At 61.5% G+C, this 20,269-nt stretch carries 18 protein-coding genes; 13 read left to right on the top strand and 5 right to left on the bottom strand.

The window, feature by feature from the left end; genetic code table 11:
* Positions 1-100: 100 nt before the first annotated feature.
* The 3 genes from ACU688_RS17105 to aspA all read right to left on the bottom strand — a co-directional run bounded on the left by ACU688_RS17105 (position 101) and on the right by aspA (position 4,406).
* Positions 101-1,078, bottom strand: coding sequence for an asparaginase (locus ACU688_RS17105; RefSeq protein ID WP_448185712.1), 978 nt, complete (start codon positions 1,076-1,078; stop codon positions 101-103).
* A gap of 77 nt (positions 1,079-1,155) precedes the next feature.
* Positions 1,156-2,601, bottom strand: coding sequence for an alanine/glycine:cation symporter family protein (locus tag ACU688_RS17110; RefSeq protein WP_448185713.1), 1,446 nt, complete (start codon positions 2,599-2,601; stop codon positions 1,156-1,158).
* 380 nt (positions 2,602-2,981) lie between these two features.
* Complete coding sequence (gene aspA, locus ACU688_RS17115; RefSeq protein ID WP_017739004.1) at positions 2,982-4,406, bottom strand: aspartate ammonia-lyase; 1,425 nt, start codon at positions 4,404-4,406, stop codon at positions 2,982-2,984.
* Between the two features lie 182 nt (positions 4,407-4,588).
* On the opposite strand from aspA, the gene ACU688_RS17120 reads away from it, so the two are divergent.
* From ACU688_RS17120 to ACU688_RS17140, 5 genes are all read left to right on the top strand, one after another.
* Positions 4,589-5,497, top strand: coding sequence for a LysR substrate-binding domain-containing protein (locus ACU688_RS17120; protein ID WP_192298058.1), 909 nt, complete (start codon positions 4,589-4,591; stop codon positions 5,495-5,497).
* A 332-nt stretch (positions 5,498-5,829) separates the two neighbouring features.
* Positions 5,830-6,321 carry a 5-(carboxyamino)imidazole ribonucleotide mutase gene (purE, locus tag ACU688_RS17125; RefSeq protein WP_003176980.1) on the top strand — a complete coding sequence of 164 codons (492 nt, stop codon included), beginning with the start codon at positions 5,830-5,832 and terminating at the stop codon, positions 6,319-6,321.
* An 11-nt stretch (positions 6,322-6,332) separates the two neighbouring features.
* Entirely contained in the window at positions 6,333-7,418 is a 1,086-nt protein-coding gene (locus tag ACU688_RS17130) for a 5-(carboxyamino)imidazole ribonucleotide synthase (protein WP_448185714.1), read from the top strand.
* Positions 7,419-7,523: 105 nt separating this feature from the next.
* Positions 7,524-7,769 (top strand): GlsB/YeaQ/YmgE family stress response membrane protein, encoded by a 246-nt coding sequence (locus ACU688_RS17135; protein ID WP_017739000.1) that lies wholly within the window; start codon positions 7,524-7,526, stop codon positions 7,767-7,769.
* Positions 7,770-7,850: 81 nt separating this feature from the next.
* Complete coding sequence (locus tag ACU688_RS17140) at positions 7,851-8,387, top strand: DUF3299 domain-containing protein (RefSeq protein ID WP_017738999.1); 537 nt, start codon at positions 7,851-7,853, stop codon at positions 8,385-8,387.
* 102 nt (positions 8,388-8,489) lie between these two features.
* Here the strand turns inward: ACU688_RS17140 and ACU688_RS17145 are convergent, their stop codons facing one another.
* Complete coding sequence (locus tag ACU688_RS17145) at positions 8,490-9,389, bottom strand: D-hexose-6-phosphate mutarotase (protein WP_448185715.1); 900 nt, start codon at positions 9,387-9,389, stop codon at positions 8,490-8,492.
* A 57-nt stretch (positions 9,390-9,446) separates the two neighbouring features.
* Entirely contained in the window at positions 9,447-9,851 is a 405-nt protein-coding gene (locus tag ACU688_RS17150; RefSeq protein WP_003176975.1) for an acyl-CoA thioesterase, read from the bottom strand.
* 242 nt (positions 9,852-10,093) lie between these two features.
* On the opposite strand from ACU688_RS17150, the gene ACU688_RS17155 reads away from it, so the two are divergent.
* The 8 genes from ACU688_RS17155 to ACU688_RS17190 all read left to right on the top strand — a co-directional run bounded on the left by ACU688_RS17155 (position 10,094) and on the right by ACU688_RS17190 (position 20,266).
* Positions 10,094-11,383, top strand: a complete 1,290-nt coding sequence (locus ACU688_RS17155) for an MFS transporter (RefSeq protein WP_017738997.1) — start codon at positions 10,094-10,096, stop codon at positions 11,381-11,383.
* Positions 11,384-11,698: 315 nt separating this feature from the next.
* Entirely contained in the window at positions 11,699-12,685 is a 987-nt protein-coding gene (locus tag ACU688_RS17160) for a phosphate ABC transporter substrate-binding protein PstS (protein WP_017738996.1), read from the top strand.
* Between the two features lie 430 nt (positions 12,686-13,115).
* Positions 13,116-15,149 carry an ABC transporter permease subunit gene (locus tag ACU688_RS17165; RefSeq protein ID WP_177325359.1) on the top strand — a complete coding sequence of 678 codons (2,034 nt, stop codon included), beginning with the start codon at positions 13,116-13,118 and terminating at the stop codon, positions 15,147-15,149.
* A gap of 15 nt (positions 15,150-15,164) precedes the next feature.
* A complete protein-coding gene (gene pstA / locus ACU688_RS17170; protein ID WP_124526957.1) occupies positions 15,165-16,835 on the top strand; it encodes a phosphate ABC transporter permease PstA in 1,671 nt (556 codons plus the stop codon).
* 177 nt (positions 16,836-17,012) lie between these two features.
* Entirely contained in the window at positions 17,013-17,846 is an 834-nt protein-coding gene (pstB, locus tag ACU688_RS17175) for a phosphate ABC transporter ATP-binding protein PstB (protein WP_017738993.1), read from the top strand.
* A gap of 70 nt (positions 17,847-17,916) precedes the next feature.
* A complete protein-coding gene (phoU, locus tag ACU688_RS17180) occupies positions 17,917-18,678 on the top strand; it encodes a phosphate signaling complex protein PhoU (protein ID WP_017738992.1) in 762 nt (253 codons plus the stop codon).
* Between the two features lie 168 nt (positions 18,679-18,846).
* Positions 18,847-19,755 (top strand): response regulator, encoded by a 909-nt coding sequence (locus ACU688_RS17185; RefSeq protein ID WP_017738991.1) that lies wholly within the window; start codon positions 18,847-18,849, stop codon positions 19,753-19,755.
* Positions 19,756-19,942: 187 nt separating this feature from the next.
* Positions 19,943-20,266: a type II toxin-antitoxin system RelE/ParE family toxin gene (locus ACU688_RS17190; RefSeq protein ID WP_448185716.1), complete on the top strand. Its 324-nt coding sequence runs from the start codon at positions 19,943-19,945 to the stop codon at positions 20,264-20,266.
* Positions 20,267-20,269 lie beyond the last annotated feature (3 nt).

Here is a 20,269-nt window from a genome sequence, read left to right on the forward strand (position 1 = left end):
CTGGCACGAAAGAATGGCAACGGCCCCAGAGAAACCCCGGGGCGTTGCCATGCTAGGAAGCGTCGGGTCAGACCCGGTGGTGCTTATGTACGGTGGGTACTCAGTGCAGCTCGCCGCACAGGTCCAGCTCCACCAGGCGGCGGATTTCCTCGGTGTCGAGCCCGGCGCCGAGCAGCGCGTTGAGCTTGCCGAATGCCGCTTCACGGGTCATGCCGCCGCCGGACAACACGCCGACGGCACGCAGGCGGCTGCCGGCTTCGTAGACATCCAGCTCCACGCCGCCTTCATGGCATTGGGTGATTGCCACCACCACAATCCCACGTTCCTGCGCACGCTGGAGGCTGGCGAGGAATTCGGGGTTGTCGCTGGGGCCGGTGCCGCTGCCAAAGCATTCGAGGATCAGCGCCTGGATGCCGCTGGCGATGATCGCGTCCAACTGCGCCGCGCCGATGCCCGGCACCAGCGGCAGTGCGCCGACGTTGGCCAGGGCCTTGGGCTGGCGATAGTCCAGGGCCTGGGGAATGGACTCGGCACGCGCGACGCCGCCCTGGCGGTTCAACGCGGCAAACGGGTTGCGGCCAAAGCTGCGGATTTTCGCGCAGCGGGTTGGTGCGATCAGCGCGCCATGGAAGTGCAGGTGCACACCCGGCGCCAGGCCTGCGCCCAAGGCCCGCAAGGCGCCGCTGACGTTTTCCCAGGCATCGCTGTCCGGCACGCCGGCCGGCAGCATGGAACCGGTGAACACCACCGGCGCCGGCAAGCCCAGCAGTTGGAAGCTCATGGCTGCCGCGCTGTAGGCCAGGGTGTCGGTGCCGTGCAGGATCAGCACGCCGTCGCAGCCTTGGTCCACGGCATCGATCACCGCCGTGCGCAGGCGCTGCCAATAGGCGGGAGTCATGTTGGCGCTGTCGATCAGCGGGGCCATTTCCTGGAATTGCCACGCGGGCACAGGCTGGCCGGCAAGCTGTTCACGCATACGGGCTTCAAAGCCGGATGCCGGAGCCAGGCCATTGGCGCTGGCCTGCATGCCGATGGTGCCGCCGGTGTAGAGCACCATGACGTTGCTAGATGGGGACATCGAATTTTCTCCTGAACGAAAAACGCCGCACGGCCCCGAGCATGCCCAAGGTCGTGCGGCGTGTCATCTCTCTACGCTTAGCGCTGGGCTTGGGCGTTGAGTTCAGCCGATGGCGCTGCATCCGGTTTTACCGGATTGGCCGGCCAGGCCTTGCGGTCCAGGTCCAGGTCAGGGAACTGGCTGGAATCGAACACCGGGGTCTTGATACCCGCTGCGCGCTGGTTGTCGTAGTCGTTCAGGATGCGCATGGCGATCTTGAACAGGAACGCCAGGGCGAACAGGTTGACGAAGGCGAGCATGGTCATGGTGATGTCGGCAAACGCGAACACGGTGCTCAGGTTCTCGATCGAGCCCCAGAAGATCAGTACCAGCACCAGCGTGCGGTAGCCGATCAGCACCTTGCGGTTGTTGCCCACCAGGAAGCGCAGGTTGCTCTCGCCGAGGTAGTAGTTGTACATGATCGAGGTGAACACGAACAACGCCAGGGCCACGGAGATGAACATGCGGCCCCAGTCGCCGACCACAGCCGCCAGGGAGTTCTGGGTCAGGGCAATGCCGTCGCCTTCAAAGCCTGGGGTGTAGAAACCGGAGAGCAGGATCAGCAGCGCGGTGCAGGTGCAGATCACGAAGGTGTCGAGGAACACGCTGAACGCCTGGACCACGCCCTGGGCAATCGGGTGTTCTACCGAAGCCACCGCCGCCACGTTAGGCGCACTGCCCAGACCGGCTTCGTTGGCGAACACGCCGCGTTTCACACCCATGATGATCGCGCTGCCCACCAGGCCACCGAAGGCTTGGTCGAGGCCGAAAGCGCTCTTGACGATGGTCATGAGCATGGCCGGGACGTGGTCGAATTGCAGCACGATCACGTACAGGGTCACGGCGATGTAGACCAGGGTCTTGACCGGCACCAGCAGGTCGGCAATCGACGCGATGCGCTTGATCCCGCCGATGAACACCAGGCCCAGCAATGCTGCGAGGGCCAGGCCGGTGTAGGTGGTGTCGAGGCCAAAGGCGTTGTTCAGCGAATGGGTCACGGCGTGGGCTTGCAGGCCATTGAAGGCGAAGCCGAAGGTCACCAGCAGCAGGAATGCCATGACCATGCCCAGCCAGCGCTTGTGCAGGCCGTGCTGGATGTAATACGCCGGGCCGCCACGGTAGGTGCCTTCAGCGTCGGTACGCTTGTACAGCTGGCCGAGGGAGCATTCGATAAAGCTCGAAGACATGCCCACCAGCGCGGTGACCCACATCCAGAACACGGCACCCGGGCCACCCAGGGTCACGGCAATGCCGACGCCGGCGATGTTACCGGCACCGACGCGGCCGGCCAGGCTGAGCATCAGCGCCTGGAACGAGCTGAGTTGATCGGAGCTGCTCTTCAGGCTGTCTTTAAACACCGAGAACATGTGGAAAAAGTGACGCAGCTGTACGAAACGCGAGCGAATCGTGAAATAACCGCCGAGCCCGACAATGAGCACGATCAGTACTTTCCCTGAGAGGAAGTCGTTGATGACTTCGAGCATGGAGTGTTCCTCGCTGATTTTTCTAATGGCAAACGCAGGACGGTGCGACGCCGTCGCTTAGCACCAGGCAGTGCGCGACAGTTCGACCCCAATCCTTTTGCGGGTTGTTATTCATGCGGTTTCGCGTGTGTACCCGGGCCTCGTTACCGACGGCCGCGGCGCGAAGAGGGGCGGCACTATACCTAGGAGCGCGTGATCCGTCTGCACGGGGCGATTAAAGGTTTCAGCAGGGTGGCGGGCTTGCAGGGCGATATTGGAGTTTTTATGGGCGTCATTTCACAACCTTGAGGCAAAAAAAAGGGCCTGAAGAACGAGCCTTCAGGCCCTCAAAAGGTGAGAGGTGTCTAGTCCCTCAACCTGGTGAGCGGTGCAACAAACGCTTAGGCCTTCAGCGGGACCAAACGTGGAGCGATCATGTTTTCGGGGCGCAGGATGTCGTCGAGCATGGCGTCGTCGAGCAAGCCTTCTTCGCGCACCAGTTCCAGCACGCCGCGGCCGCTTTCAAGGGCGATACGGGCGATGCGGGTGGCGTTTTCATAGCCGATGTACGGGTTCAGTGCGGTGACCAGGCCGATGGAGTGCTCCACCAGTTCGCGGCAGCGCGCTTCGTTGGCGGTGATGCCGACGATGCAGTGTTCGCGCAGCATGTCCATGGCGCGTTGCAGCAGGCGGATCGAGTCGAAGATCTTGAAGGCGATCAAAGGCTCCATCACGTTCAGTTGCAGTTGGCCGCCTTCGGCTGCCATGGTCAGCGCCAGGTCGTTGCCGATGACTTGGAACGCTACCTGGTTCACGGCTTCCGGGATCACCGGGTTGACCTTGCCGGGCATGATCGAGCTGCCTGGCTGACGCGCTGGCAGGTTGATCTCGTTGATCCCGGTGCGTGGGCCGCTGGACAGCAGGCGCAGGTCGTTGCAGATCTTCGACAGTTTTACGGCGGTACGCTTGAGCATGCCGGAGAACAGGACGAAGGCGCCCATGTCGGAGGTGGCTTCGATCAGGTCGGCAGCCGGTACCAGCGGCTGGCCGCTGATAGTGGCCAGGCGTTGTACGGCCAGGGCCTGGTAGCGCGGGTCGGCGTTGATGCCGGTACCGATGGCGGTGCCGCCCAGGTTTACTTCGGTCAGCAGCTCTGGCGCCAGGGTTTTCAGGCGGGCCAGGTCTTCACCGAGGGTGGTGGCGAAGGCACGGAATTCCTGGCCGAGGGTCATCGGCACGGCGTCTTGCAATTGGGTGCGGCCCATTTTCAGCACGTGGCCGAACTCGACGCCTTTGGCGGCGAAGGCTTGGATCAGGCTGTCGAGGCTGGCCAGCAGCGCGTCATGGCCCAGCAGCAGACCCAGGCGGATCGCGGTCGGGTAGGCGTCGTTGGTCGACTGCGCCATGTTCACGTCGTTGTTCGGGTGCAGGTACTGGTACTCGCCCTTCTGGTGACCCATGGCCTCCAGCGCGATGTTGGCGATCACTTCGTTGGCATTCATGTTGGTTGAAGTGCCAGCGCCGCCTTGAATCATGTCCACCACGAACTCTTCGTGGAAATCGCCGCGGATCAGACGGGCACAAGCTTCGCTGATGGCAGCGTGCTTGGCTTCACTGAGCTGACCCAGTTCGCGGTTGGCGTCTGCCGCCGCTTGCTTGACCATTGCCAGACCGACCACCAATTTCGGGTAATGCGAAATCGGAACGCCCGAGAGGCGGAAGTTGTTCACCGCTCGCAGGGTCTGGATGCCGTAATACGCTTGAGCCGGTACTTCGAGTACGCCAAGCAGGTCTTTTTCGGTACGGAAAGATGCAGCGGAGGACATGACGGAAATCATCTCGATATGGACCCGGAACTGGCCGGAACGCTGCGAATGCTAGGCTTGTGTGAGTTTTTGGGCCAATGCTGTTCAGCACTGGGCTATGCATAAACGGCATAATGCAGGTGTGACCCGGCTATCATGGCGGGCGTGTGTACCAAAATGGTGCGTACCCGTGGAGGGAAGTGATGAACCTTGAGAGCAAATGGCTGGAAGACTTCAGCGCCCTGGCGGCCACCCGCAGCTTTTCCCAGGCGGCGGAACGGCGCTTTGTCACCCAGCCGGCGTTCAGCCGCCGCATCCGTAGCCTGGAGGCCGCGCTGGGCCTGACCCTGGTCAACCGCTCGCGTACGCCGGTGGAATTGACGGCGGCGGGGCAGTTGTTCCTGGTGACCGCGCGCACCGTGGTCGAACAGCTCGGTGAAGTGCTGCGCCATTTGCATCACCTGGAAGGCGGGCAGGGCGAAGTCATGCAAGTGGCGGCGGCGCACTCCCTGGCGCTGGGCTTCTTCCCGCGTTGGATTGCTCAACTGCGCAATGAAGGCCTGAACATCGCCACGCGGCTGGTGGCCACCAACGTCGGTGACGCCGTGCACGCCCTGCGCGAAGGCGGTTGCGACTTGATGCTGGCGTTCTACGACCCGGACGCGGCCATGCAGATGGACGCGGAAATCTTCCCCTCCCTGCACCTGGGCAACACCGAAATGCTCCCGGTGTGCGCTGCCGATGCCGATGGCAAGCCGCTGTTTGATCTGGAAGGCGAGGGCAGTGTGCCGTTGCTGGCCTACAGCGCCGGGGCGTTCCTTGGCCGCTCGGTGCATCTGCTGCTGCGCCAGCGGGCGCTGCGCTTTACCACGGTGTACGAAACCGCCATGGCCGACAGCCTCAAGAGCATGGCGCTGGAAGGGCTGGGCATTGCCTGGGTGCCGCAACTGAGCGTGCGCGCAGAGTTGGCGCGTGGTGAATTGGTGGTGTGCGGAGGCCCGCAATGGCATGTGCCGCTGGAGATTCGTTTGTATCGCTGTGCGTTGGTGCGCAAGGCGAATGTGCGGTTGTTGTGGCGCAAGTTGGAGGGTGGGGCGGCGCAGGGCGCTTGAGTGCGCCGAAGATCAATGTGGGAGCTGGCTTGCCTGCGATAGGTGTAGTGAATTCACCATCGCTATCGCAGGCAAGCCAGCTCCCACATTGACCCAGTTCCCATGGGGAGTGGGTGTTGGTTTCGCTGACCCGAAAGTCAATAAAACCGCCACTTTGCCCCGCTAGACAGATGGTCATCCAAGGGGCTGTTTATCTGCATTATTACGGTATACTGCGCGGCCTTCGGCCGGTCCAACCGGCCTAATTTCGTACAACAAGCCACGCCGGATTTCCCGCGTGGCTTGTTGTTTTTTGACGCGCCTGCGGGCGCCCAGAGAGAAGAGGCACGACGATGAGTGCATTGGTTGGCGTGATCATGGGCTCCAAGTCCGATTGGTCCACCCTTAGCCACACCGCCGATATGCTGGAAAAACTCGGCATTCCGTATGAAGTGAAAGTGGTCTCTGCCCACCGCACCCCGGATTTGCTGTTCCAGTATGCCGATGAAGCAGAATCCCGTGGCATCGAGGTGATCATCGCCGGTGCCGGCGGTGCAGCGCACTTGCCAGGCATGTGTGCAGCCAAGACCCACCTGCCGGTACTTGGCGTGCCGGTGCAGTCGGCGATGCTCTCAGGCGTGGATTCGCTGTTGTCCATCGTGCAGATGCCGGCGGGCATTCCGGTGGCGACCCTGGCGATCGGCAAGGCCGGCGCGATCAACGCCGCGCTGCTGTCCGCCAGTATCCTGGGCGCCAAGCACCCGCAGTTCCACGCGGTGCTGAAAAAATTCCGTGCTGAGCAGACAGACAGCGTGCTGGACAATCCAGACCCACGCATCGCCTGAGGTTGTTGACGATGAAAATCGGTGTAATCGGTGGCGGCCAACTGGGTCGCATGCTGGCCTTGGCGGGAACCCCGCTGGGGATGAACTTCGCTTTCCTGGACCCGGCGCCGGACGCTTGCGCGGCTGCGTTGGGTGAACACCTGCGGGCTGACTACAGCGACCCGGACCACCTGCGCCAACTGGCTGACGAAGTTGACCTGGTGACCTTCGAGTTCGAGAGCGTGCCGGCGGAAACCGTGGCCTTCCTGTCGCAGTTTGTGCCGGTGTACCCGAGCGCCGAAGCCTTGCGCATCGCTCGCGACCGCTGGTTCGAGAAAAGCATGTTCAAGGACCTGGGCATTCCGACCCCGGCCTTCGCCGACATCCAGTCCCAGGCGGACCTGGACGCCGCCGTCGCCAGCATCGGCCTGCCAGCCGTGCTGAAAACCCGCACCCTGGGTTACGACGGCAAGGGCCAGAAAGTCCTGCGCACGGCTGCTGACGTGGTCGGCACCTTCGCCGAGCTGGGCAGCGTCGCCTGCCTGCTGGAAGGCTTCGTACCGTTCACCGGCGAAGTCTCGCTGATCGCCGTGCGTGCCCGTGATGGCGAAACCCGCTTCTACCCCTTGGTGCACAACACCCACGACAGCGGCATCCTCAAGCTGTCCGTAGCCAGCACCGACCACCCGTTGCAGGCCCTGGCGGAAGATTATTCCAGCCGTGTGCTCAAGCAGCTGGATTACGTCGGCGTGATGGCGTTCGAGTTCTTTGAAGTCGACGGTGGCCTCAAGGCCAACGAAATCGCCCCGCGCGTACACAACTCCGGGCACTGGACCACCGAAGGCGCCCAGTGCAGCCAGTTCGAAAACCACCTGCGGGCGGTGGCGGGCTTGCCGCTGGGCTCCACGGCCAAGGTCGGCGAGAGCGCCATGCTCAACTTCATCGGTGTTGTACCGCCGGTAGAGCAAGTCATCGCCATCGACGACTGCCACCTGCATCACTACGGCAAGGCGTTCAAGGTCGGGCGCAAGGTCGGCCACGCCAACCTGCGTTGCAAGGACCGTGCGACGCTGCAAGCGCAGATCCTCAAGGTTGAAGCGCTGATCGCCGAGCAATAAGCCAAGTCCGACGGGAACCATTGGTGATCGTCGTCTCTCTGATTGCAGGATGCCAAAGCCTGACTAGGCTTTGGCATAGCTCACCTACATTCAGAGGGAAATGCCATGGGTATCATCGGAACCATCTTTATCGGCCTGATCGTCGGCCTGCTGGCGCGTTTCCTCAAGCCTGGCGACGACAGCATGGGCTGGATCATGACCATCCTGCTGGGTATCGCCGGCTCCCTGGCGGCGACCTACGGTGGCCAGGCGCTGGGTATCTACCAAGCCGGTCAAGGCGCGGGCTTCATCGGCGCGCTGATCGGCGCGATCATCCTGCTGGTGATCTACGGCCTGATCAAAAAGAAATGATCTAAGCGACAAAGCCCTCTGCGCTGCGCAGGCGCAGAGGGCTAGAATGCCGGCACTGTTTTCCTTGCCGAGCTGCTCCCCATGCGCCGTCTTCTGTTGACTCTCCTCTTGCTCGGCTCAGGCCTTGCGCACGCCGGCGAACTGCCGGAAACCGACTGGCTCGACCTGATGCCGTTGTCGGACCAGAAAGCCCTCGAAACCATGCCCGAGATCGACCACAACTCCCCCGAAGCCCAAGGCACGTTCACCGACAAAGGTGGCTTGAAGCAGAGCAAAGGCTTGCCGGCGGTGATGTATTCGACCAAGACCGTGGCCGCCATGAACGGCAAGAACATCCGCATCGGCGGCTACCCGGTGCCGCTGGAAACCGATGCCAAGGGCCGCAGCACGCTGTTCTTCCTGGTGCCGTACCCAGGCGCGTGCATCCACGTGCCGCCACCGCCGCCCAACCAGTTGGTGCTGGTGCGTTATCCCAAGGGGTTGAAGCTGGATGATATCTATACGCCGCTGTGGGTCACAGGGACGTTGAAGGTAGAGAAGGTCAACAATGACCTGGCGGACGCAGCGTATGCGCTGGATGCGGGGAAAGTGCGGGTAGTGAAGGAGTCCGATCTCTAACGCCGAGCACTAATCAATGTGGGAGCTGGCTTGCCTGCGATAGCGGTAGTGAATTCACCATTGCTATCGCAGGCAAGCCAGCTCCCACAGTTTCGATTGGGTTTACAGGGCAGTAGCGGTGATGCTCACACCCAGGGTGTGGCTTTGGCCGGGTGCCAGGCTCACCACATCATCCAGCACATTCGCCGTCTCGATGCACAGCATCCCCTGCCAACCATCATCGGCCATGTCATCGAAGGCCTTGGCGCGTTCGGTCCATGGGTTCCAGATCACGGTGGACTTCGAGCCCTCGCTGTTGAGCTGAATACGACGCTGCCAGTCTTGATCGACGATGCTCAACTGCGCCGGCGTATCGAGGTAGATGCGATCCGTCTCGGCGGTGAAGTGCAGCAAGCCGGATTGGTTTTTCTCGGTCCAGCCGTCAGCGGTGTCGATATACGCCGTCCCGTCCAGCCCGTCGACCTGCACATTGCGCACATCGCTCACGGCGAAGTAGGTGTGCAGTGCCTGGCTGAGGGTCACGGTGTCGGTGCCACGGTTGTGGCTGGTCAGGCGGATGTGCAGTTGCTCGTCCAGCAGCAGGCTCAGGGTCAGGTCAACCTGATGGGGCCAGTCGGGGAAGCCGCCCGCAGGCACAGGCAATACCAGATCGATACGCAAGGCGTCGCCTTCAAGCGCGGTCGCGGCCAACTCCCACAGCGCAGTACGCACGAAGCCATGGGCGCCCGCAGGCTGCTCGCTCTGGCGCATCGCCTTGACGCTTTGCGGGTTGCGCTCAAACACGCCAAACCACGGCCAGCACACCGGTACGCCGGTACGAATGCCCTTGCCCTTCTTGAACACCGCTTCGGGGTTCGGCCAGATCAGCGGCTGCTCGCCATCACGCTGGTAACTGAAGATGTGCGCGCCCTGTCGGGCCACCATCAACTCAGCGCCGTTGTGGCGGATGCGCCAGCAGTCCAGCTCATCCAGTGTCACGGTTTCAACGTGGGGCGTCGGCATAACAGCACTCTCAAATGGCAGGCAATGGGGCAATTGACCGTTAAAACCCGGCGAGGTTTAACGGGCGCGCGATGGAACCGAGCGCGTACGGCCGCTACCGTCGATGGCGACGAACACGAACACCGCCTCGGTCACCTTGCGCCACTCGCTGGACAGCGGGTCGTCGCTCCACACTTCAACCATCATCTGGATCGAGCTGCGGCCGATTTCCAGGGCCTGGGTATAAAAGGACAGCTGCGCGCCCACGGCGACCGGCACCAGGAACGCCATGCGGTCGATGGCCACGGTGGCCACGCGTCCACCCGCGACCTTGCTGGCCATGGCGGTGCCGGCGAGGTCCATCTGCGCGACCAGCCAGCCGCCGAAGATATCGCCAAAACCGTTGGTTTCACGCGGAAGCGCGGTGATTTGCAGGGCGAGGTCGCCTTGCGGGATAGGGTCTTCTTGTTCGAGTTCGATCATGCCGGGTATGCCTCTCAAGACTGCGTGTCTGGCGCGTGCGTGGCCCGAGTATATCGACACCCTTGCGTCGCGACGACCGTCTGTAGTTGATTTGGTCGGCTATTCACCGCTGTATCGCGGCTTTTTACCGCAACTGTGCTTGTGGTGTGCTTTTGCAAGCGATTTGCTATCTTTCCCAACCCGTCCTGGCCCTGCCAGCACAGCGGTTCTGCCGTCCTGACTACTATAAGAGAAGCCTTGCCATGTCCTCCGTGCCCGCAAGCAGTGCGCAACCTTCGCGCCCGCTGACCCGCAACGACTACAAAACCCTGTCGCTGTCTGCCTTGGGCGGGGCGCTGGAATTTTATGATTTCATCATTTTCGTGTTTTTCGCCACCGTGGTCGGAAAACTCTTCTTCCCGGTGGATATGCCCGAATGGCTGCGCATGATGCAGACTTTCGGCATCTTCGCCGCCGGCTACCTGGCGCGCCCGCTGGGCGGCATCATCATGGCGCACTTCGGTGACCTGCTGGGCCGCAAGAAGATGTTCACCCTGAGCATCTTCATGATGGCCGTACCGACCCTGATCATGGGCCTGCTGCCGACCTATGCGCAGATCGGCCTGTGGGCGCCGATCCTGTTGCTGCTGATGCGCGTCATCCAGGGCGCGGCGATTGGTGGCGAAGTGCCGGGCGCGTGGGTGTTCGTCTCCGAACACGTCCCGCCGCGCCACATCGGCTACGCCTGCGGCACCCTGACCAGCGGCCTCACCGCCGGCATCCTCCTGGGTTCGCTGGTGGCGACGGCCATCAATACCCTGTACACCCCGGTAGAGGTTTCGGATTTCGCCTGGCGCATCCCGTTCCTGCTCGGCGGCGTGTTTGGCCTGTTGTCGGTGTACCTGCGCCGTTGGTTGCATGAAACGCCGATCTTCGCCGAGATGCAGCAACGCAAAACTCTGGCCGCCGAGCTGCCGTTGCGCGCCGTGTTGCGTGACCATCGTGGCGCCATCGTGTTGTCGATGCTGCTGACCTGGCTGCTGTCGGCCGGCATCGTCGTGGTCATCCTGATGACCCCGACCGTGCTGCAAACCGTTTATCACTTCGCGCCGACCGTTGCCCTGCAAGCCAACAGCCTGGCCATCGTCACCCTGAGCCTGGGCTGCATTCTTTCCGGCGCCCTGGCTGACCGCTTCGGCGCTGGCCGCGTGCTGGTCGGCGGTTGCCTGTTGCTGCTGTGCAGCTCGTGGACGCTGTACCACAGCCTGGTCCAGCACCCGGACTGGCTGTTCCCGCTGTACGCCCTGACCGGATTGTTCGTCGGCACCATCGGCGTGGTGCCTTACGTGATGGTGAAAGCCTTCCCACCGGTGGTGCGCTTCAGCGGCTTGTCGTTTTCCTACAACGTGGCCTACGCCATCTTTGGTGGCCTGACGCCGCTGGCGGTGTCGTTGCTGATGAAGGAAAGCCCGATGGGCCCTGCTTACTATGTCGCCGCGCTGTGCGTGATGGGGATGTTGGTGGGTGGGTATCTGTGGAAGCGTTCCCGCTAAGGCCTTGATGATCGTTCCCACGCTCCGCGTGGGAACGCCCCACTGGACGCTCTGCGTCCGCTCTTAACGTCGTGACGCGGAGCGTCACAGGATGCATTCCTAAGCGGAGCGTAGGAACGATCACATTACAGAGTATTTCTGAAACACCGCCGCTCCTGCCCCAAACCCCCGTGTTTGCGAACCTCTCCCCGCCTTGCCGCGTTTAAAACCAATACTGGCCTTTCATCTAATTGTCATATTCCAGACATAGAGTGTTCACACGGCCTACCGATACTTGGCCCCGATCCAACTATCCCTATCTGCTAGGAGTAAGGCATGAAACTGAAGCGTTTGATGGCGGCCATGACTTTTGTCGCTGCTGGCGTTGCGACTGCTAACGCGTTCGCCGCTGTTGACCCAGCTATCCCGAGCTACACCAAAACCACCGGTGTATCGGGCAACTTGTCCAGCGTTGGTTCTGACACCCTGGCCAACCTGATGACCCTGTGGGCCGAGTCCTACAAAAAAGAATACCCGAACGTAAACATCCAGATTCAGGCCGCTGGCTCCGCCACCGCGCCACCTGCGTTGACTGAAGGCACCTCCAACCTGGGCCCGATGAGCCGCAAGATGAAGGACACCGAACTGGCTGCCTTCGAACAGAAGTACGGCTACAAGCCAACCGCTATCCCGGTTGCCGTGGACGCCCTGGCTGTGTTCGTACACAAAGACAACCCGATCCAGCACCTGACCATGGAACAAGTCGACGCGATCTTCTCCTCGACTCGTCTGTGCGGCGGCAAAGCTGACGTTAAAACCTGGGGCGACCTGGGTGTGACCGGCGACCTGGCCAACAAGCCAGTGCAACTGTTCGGTCGTAACTCGGTATCCGGCACCTACGGCTACTTCAAAGAAGAAGCCCTGTGCAAAGGCGACTACAAGCCAAACGTGAACGAACAACCAGGCTCGGCTTCGGTCGTGCAGTCGATCAGCTCCTCGCTGAACGGCATCGGTTACTCGGGCATCGGCTACAAGACTGCAAGCGTGAAGACTGTTGCCCTGGCTAAGAAAGGCAGCACTGACTTCATCGAAGACAGCGAAGAAAACGCCCTGAACGGCAAATACCCGCTGTCGCGTTTCCTCTACGTTTACGTCAACAAAGCCCCGAACAAGCCTCTGGCCCCGCTGGAAGCTGAGTTCGTGAAACTGGTTCTGTCCAAACAGGGCCAGGAAGTTGTGGTGAAAGACGGCTACATCCCACTGCCAGCCAAAGTTGCCGCCAAGGCCCTGGCTGACCTGGGTTTGAAAGAAGGCGGCAAGTAAGCCTTCGGTAAAGCTGCCTTGAGCCGGGTTTGCACCATGGCTCAAGGCCCGGGCGGGGTCTGCAGGACCTGGACCTCGCCTCCTAATTTTTAGTCCGCTGCCAGCTCTGCTACGCGGCGGATTTCTTGCGTCACTGCATTGTCATCTTTCTGTCATACAGGATCGCTAGGGTGTGCGCATGAATGATCTGGCCAATTCCACCATGACGACGACTTCTCCTCCCAAGCGCATTGATTTCAATACGCCTGAGCTGCAACGCAAGCGCCGCATTCGCGCGCTCAAAGATCGCCTGACCCGTTGGTATGTATTGATCGGCGGTCTCGCCGTCCTCGGTGCGATCACACTGATCTTCTTCTTCCTCGCCTACGTGGTTGCGCCGCTGTTCCAAGGCGCCTCGCTGACCAAGGAAGACGCACTGACCCCGGCCTGGATCCAGGACGCCGGCAAGCCGTTGATGATCTCGCTCGAAGAGCAGAACCAGGTCGCCATGCGGGTTTCCGACAAGGGCCAGGCACTGTTCTTCAATGTGGACACCGGCGCCGAGCTCAAGCGTGTTGACCTGCCGTTGCCGGCCGGTAGCCAAGTCGTCTCCATCGGTGAAGACCAGCCCGGCAGCCCGCTGGTGATCCTGGGTCTGTCCAATGGCCAGTCCATGGTGTTCCGCCACACCTATAAGGTGTCCTACCCGGACGGCAAGAAAACCATTTCGCCTGCGATCGAATACCCCTACGGTGAAACACCGATCGTCCTCGATGACGCCGGTCGCCCGCTGGAGCACGTCGCCCTCAACGCCACGGATTCCACCCTGGTGGTCGCTGGCTCCGCCGGTTCGCACCTGAACGTGCTGTCCCTGAGCCGCGAAGAAAACATGATGACTGGCGAAGTCACCAGCGAGCAGAAGCGTATCGAGCTGCCGCAGATGACCGAGCCGGTGAAGGCGATCTTCATCGACCCGCGCCAGCAATGGTTGTACGTGATCAACGGCCGTGCCCTGGCCGATGTGTTCAACCTACGGGACAAGAGCCTCAACGGTCGATACAAGTTATTGGAAAGTGGTGATGCCGAAATCACCGCCAGCACCCAGCTGGTGGGCGGTATCTCGCTGATCGTCGGTAACTCCAAAGGCGGCCTGGCCCAGTGGTTCATGGCCCGCGACCCGGATGGCGAGCAGCACCTCAAGCAGATCCGCACCTTCCAGATGGGCACCGCGCCTATCGTTGAAATCACCGCCGAAGAACGTCGCAAAGGCTTCACCGCCCTCGACGCCTCCGGTAAGTTCGGCGTGTTCCACAGCACCGCCCACCGCACCTTGCTGGTGGACCCGGTGGTCGATGGCCAAGGCGTATTCGGCCTGTCGCCACGGGCCAACCGCGTGATCGTGGAGGCCGGCGGCAAGCTGCAACCGCTGCTGCTCGACAACCCGCACCCGGAAGTCTCGTGGAGCGCGCTGTGGAGCAAGGTCTGGTACGAAAACTACGACGAGCCTAAATACGTCTGGCAATCGACCGCTGCCAACACCGACTTCGAACCCAAGATGAGCCTGGCGCCACTGACCTTCGGTACGCTGAAGGCGGCGTTCTACGCCATGCTGCTGGCCGCACCGCTGGCCGTTGCCGCTGCCATCTACACCGCTTACTTCATGGCCCCGAGCCTGCGCCGCAAGGTCAAGCCGGTGATCGAACTGATGGAAGCGATGCCGACGGTGATCCTCGGCTTCTTCGCCGGCCTGTTCCTCGCGCCGTATGTCGAGGGGCATCTACCGGGGATTTTCAGCCTGTTGATGCTGTTGCCGATTGGCATTCTGGTGGCCGGCTTTATCTTCAGCCGCTTGCCTGAGTCGATCCGCCTGCGTGTTCCCGATGGCTGGGAAAGCGCGATCCTGATCCCGGTGATCCTGTTTGTGGGCTGGCTCTCGCTGTACATGAGCCCGTACCTGGAAACCTGGTTCTTCGGCGGCGACATGCGCATGTGGATCTCCCACGACCTGGGCATCACCTACGACCAGCGCAACGCCCTGGTAGTCGGCCTGGCCATGGGTTTCGCGGTGATCCCGAACATCTACTCCATCGCCGAAGACGCCGTGTTCAGCGTACCGCGCGGCCTGACCCTGGGCTCGTTGGCCCTGGGTGCCACGCCGTGGCAGACCATGACTCGCGTGGTGATCCTCACCGCCAGCCCGGGCATTTTCTCGGCCCTGATGATCGGCATGGGCCGCGCCGTCGGCGAGACCATGATCGTGCTGATGGCCACCGGCAACACCCCGGTGATGGAGATGAACCTGTTCGAAGGCCTGCGCACCCTGGCGGCCAACGTCGCGGTGGAGATGCCGGAGTCGGAGGTGGGCGGTAGTCACTACCGTGTGCTGTTCCTCTCGGCACTGGTGCTGCTGCTGTTCACCTTCATCATGAACACCCTCGCCGAGCTGATCCGTCAGCGTCTGCGCAAGAAATACTCGTCGCTTTAAGAAAGGTAGAAGTCTGTGAAACAGAACTCCCTGAATGGATGGTTCAAGAGCGGCGCCCCAGGCGTCTGGATCAGCGGTGGCGCGGTGTCCATCGCGGTCATCATGACCATTGGTTTGCTGGCCGTGATTGCCGTACGTGGCCTGGGCCACTTCTGGCCGGCCGACCTGATCCAGGCCAACTACAGCGTGCCTGGCCAGGAAAACCATATCGTCATCGGCGAAGTGGTGCAGAAGGAAGAAGTGCCCCGCGAGCGCCTGAAAAGCGCTGGCCTGCCCGTGCCGGACCAAGGCCCGGAATTCATGACCCGCGAGCTGATCAAGGTCGGCAACCGGGACTTGAACGGCAACGACTTCACCTGGATCGTCGGCGAGTGGTTGAAGGACCAGACCAAGCCGGTCGAGCTGATGGCTATCGAGCGTCGCGAGTGGGGTAACTTCTACGGCACCCTGGTCAACGTCAAGCAGGATGGCAAGGTCATCGCCGAAGGCGAGGCCGCATGGCCGGAGCTGCAAGCCCGCGTCGACCGTGTGAACAAGCTGGCTGCCCAGCTCAAGAGCCTGGAAAAAACCGATATCGGCGCAATCAACGCAGGTCTCGAACGCATCCGCCTGCACGGCCGCAAGCTGGAACTGGAAGGCAAGCTCGACGCTGCCGCCCAGGCCGACATGGACGCCGACCGCGCCGAGCTGAATGCCCGTTACCAGGACATCGAGGCACGCCTGTCCGACCTGCACACCCAGTTCAACCGTGACGCGCTGACCGCCCGTGACGGCAACGGCAAGGAAGTGGAGATCGGCATCGGCAAAGTGGTGCACGCCTACCAGCCGAACGCCATGGGCACCTTTACCAAGATCGGCTTCTACTTCAGCAAGGTCTGGGAATTCCTCAGCGATGACCCACGGGAAGCCAACACCGAAGGCGGGATCTTCCCGGCCATCTTCGGCACCGTGATGATGACCCTGATCATGGCGATGATCGTGACCCCGTTCGGCGTACTGGCGGCTGTGTACCTGCGTGAATACGCCAAGCAGAACACCCTGACGCGCATCATCCGTATCGCCGTGAACAACCTGGCCGGCGTCCCGGCCATCGTCTACGGTGTGTTCGGCCTGGGCTTCTTCGTGTATGTACTGGGTGGTTCGGTGGACCGCCTGTTCTTCGCCGAAGCCCTGCCGGCACCGACCTTCGGTACGCCGGGCCTGCTGTGGGCCTCGCTGACCCTGGCGCTGCTGGCGGTGCCGGTGGTGATCGTGGCCACCGAAGAAGGCCTGGCGCGCATCCCACGCACCGTACGTGAAGGCTCCCTGGCACTGGGCGCGACCAAGGCGGAAACGCTGTGGAAGATCGTGCTGCCCATGGCCAGCCCGGCGATGATGACCGGCATGATCCTCGCCGTGGCCCGCGCCGCCGGTGAAGTGGCGCCGCTGATGCTGGTAGGTGTAGTGAAACTGGCGCCGTCGCTGCCGCTGGATGGCAACTACCCGTACTTGCACCTGGACCAGAAGATCATGCACCTGGGCTTCCATATTTATGACGTCGGCTTCCAGAGCCCCAACGTCGAAGCGGCACGGCCACTGGTGTACGCCACCGCCTTGCTGCTGGTGCTGGTGATCGCCACGCTCAATTTGTCGGCAGTGTGGATTCGTAACCACCTGCGTGAAAAATACAAAGCGTTGGATAGTTAACACGGCCCCCTGTGGGAGCTGGCTTGCCTGCGATGGCATCGCCGCGGTTTGACTGAAACACCGCGCCGCCTGCATCGCAGGCAAGCCAGCTCCCACAGGGGCCAGCGTCAGACACAGAATTTGGGTAGATCGCCTCGGCGGTCCAACACAACGAATTGGTAGCACAGGGAGCATCCCATGCAACATGAAACCCACACCCACGGCATCAACATGTCTGCCCTGGGTCGCGACAAGCAGAGCCTGAGCCTGGCCCAGGAAACCGTGGCCATCGAAGTGCCGGGCCTGAGCCTGTACTACGGTGAAAAACAGGCGCTGTTCGACGTCAGCATGAACATCCCCAAGCAGCGCGTGACCGCCTTCATCGGCCCGTCGGGCTGCGGCAAGTCCACGCTGCTGCGTACCTTCAACCGCATGAACGACCTGGTGGACGGCTGCCGCGTTGATGGCGCCATCAACCTCTACGGCACCAACATTTACCGCAAGGGCGAAGACGTGGCCGAGCTGCGTCGCCGTGTGGGCATGGTGTTCCAGAAGCCGAACCCGTTCCCCAAGACCATCTACGAAAACGTGGTCTACGGCCTGCGCATCCAAGGCATCAACAAGAAACGCATTCTCGACGAAGCCGTTGAGTGGGCCTTGAAAGGCGCGGCGCTGTGGGACGAAGTGAAAGACCGTCTGCACGACTCGGCCCTCGGCTTGTCCGGCGGCCAGCAACAACGTCTGGTGATCGCGCGCACCATCGCCGTGGAACCGGAAGTGCTGCTGCTCGACGAACCGTGCTCGGCACTTGACCCGATCTCGACGCTGAAAGTCGAAGAGCTGATCTACGAGCTCAAATCCAAATTCACCATCGTCATCGTGACCCACAACATGCAACAGGCGGCTCGGGTTTCCGACTACACCGCGTTCATGTACATGGGCAAGCTGGTGGAATTCGGTGATACCGATACTCTGTTCACCAATCCGGCGAAGAAGCAGACCGAAGACTACATCACCGGTCGCTACGGCTAGTCAGCCGTGGTTCTCATTGCACTGATGCTGCGGTTCTCCGCACCTTACCGGACGCTCCAAGGACGCCAACATGATTAGCAAAGAAGGCCTTACCCACCACATCTCCGCGCAGTTCAACGCCGAGCTTGAGGAAGTGCGCAGCCACCTCCTGGCGATGGGCGGTCTGGTAGAGAAGCAAGTCAACGACGCCGTGACCGCGCTGATCGAGGCCGACTCGGGCCTGGCCCAGCAAGTGCGGGAGATCGATGACCAGATCAACCAGATGGAACGCAATATCGACGAAGAGTGCCTGCGCATTCTGGCCCGTCGCCAACCGGCGGCGTCCGACCTGCGTTTGATCATCAGCATCTCCAAGTCGGTGATCGACCTGGAGCGCATCGGCGACGAAGCCACCAAGATCGCCCGCCGCGCCATCCAGCTGTGCGAAGAAGGCGAAGCCCCGCGCGGTTACGTGGAAGTGCGCCACATCGGCGACCAGGTGCGCAATATGGTGCGCGACGCACTGGACGCCTTTGCCCGCTTCGACGCCGAGCTGGCGTTGTCGGTGGCCCAGTACGACAAGATCATCGACCGCGAATACAAGACCGCGCTGCGTGAGCTGGCCACCTACATGATGGAAGACCCGCGCTCTATCTCGCGGGTCTTGAGCATCATCTGGGTGCTGCGCTCGCTGGAACGCATCGGCGACCACGCGCGCAACATCTCGGAGCTGGTGATCTACCTGGTCCGTGGCACCGACGTGCGGCACATGGGCCTCAAGCGCATGAAGGCTGAAGTTGAAGGTTCGGTCGATCAAATCCCTAATGTTCCGGGCGAAGCTGACGATAAGTAAGATTGCCCGAGAAATAAACGCCCGGCCTTTGGCCGGGCGTTTTCGTTTGTGGCCTCCGAATTTTTTGCGCAGCGGAAGCAATAAAGTCCGACTGTGACTACCGAGTTTTGGCAAAATGCCACCAGTCAGGCGTCTTGCGTGCCGAAGTTTTTATAGGATGAAGGGTCGATGAGTAAAGTCAGTGTATTGGTGGTGGATGACGCCTCGTTTATCCGCGATCTGGTGAAGAAGTGCCTGCGCAACTACTTCCCCGGGATCAAGCTTGAAGACGCGGTGAACGGCAAAAAGGCCCAGGCCATCCTGATGCGCGAGACGTTCGACCTGGTGCTGTGCGACTGGGAAATGCCCGAGATGTCCGGCCTGGAGTTGCTGACTTGGTGCCGTGAGCAACCGCACCTCAAAGCCATGCCGTTTGTGATGGTGACCAGCCGTGGCGACAAGGAAAACGTGGTCCAGGCGATCCAGGCCGGGGTTTCCGGTTATGTCAGCAAGCCGTTCACCAACGAGCAACTGCTGAACAAGGTCAAGCAGGCCCTGCACAAGATCGGCCGCCTCGACGCCCTGGTCGCCAGCGCGCCGACCAAGATGAACTCAGCCTTTGGCAACGACTCCCTGAGCGCCCTGACCGGCGGCAAAGCCGAGACCGTACGTGCGGCCCCGGTTGCCGCAGCGGCCCCTGCGCCCAGCAAAGGCCTGCTCAACAGCCCGCCGGTACAAGCACCCGCCGCCGCGCCAGCGGGCGGCCGTGGCCAGGGCCAGCTGCGCCTGTCCAGCGGCACCCAGCAATGCGTGATCAAGGGCTTGAGCATCAAGGAAGCGCTGCTGGTGGTGCGTCGCGGTGAAGTCCTGCCTCAGGTACTGGAAAGCGCCGTACTCGACCTGGAGCAAGGCGACAACGCCGAAGTCGCGCGCCTCAACGGCTACCTGCACGCCGTCGTTGCCCACGAGCCAAAGCCCGATAGCGACTGGCTGCAACTGACCTTCCGGTTTATCGACCAGGACGCACAGAAGCTCGACTACATCTCCCGGCTGATCGCCCGTGGTACTGCACAGAAGCATTTTGTGCCGGGTGCGTAATCCCCTGAATATTGGGAATCGACCGGCGGTCTGATTCCCGGTACTTGGCTTGATTTATATCTGTTTCGATATAGTCTCTCGATAACGCCTCCGCGATATCGAGCCTTTGCTATGCCTTGAAACAAACCATCATTAGCTCTGGCTGAATCGTCGATTACGCTTTTTCTTTCCAGGAAAGGAGAAGCCAATGCCAAGGCACAAGGATGTGGTGTTTTTAGGAAGCTCGCTCAAAGATCTGAAAGCGTTCCCTCTCGATGCCAGAAGGGCAGCAGGTTTTCAGTTGGATCTCTTGCAACAGGGTGAGCAGCCTTTTGATTGCAAGCCGATGAAAACCATTGGTAGGGGCGTCAGCGAGATTCGGATTACGGAGGAGTCGGGAGCGTTTCGGGTGTTCTATGTGGTCAACCGGCCTGAGGCTGTTTATGTGCTGCATGCGTTGCGCAAGACCACACAGAAAACCGAAGCACGGGACATCGAACTGGCTCGCGCCAGATTGCAGGAGTTAAGTTGAGCC

The sequence above is a fragment of the Pseudomonas acericola (SeqCode) genome (genome assembly GCF_053456465.1).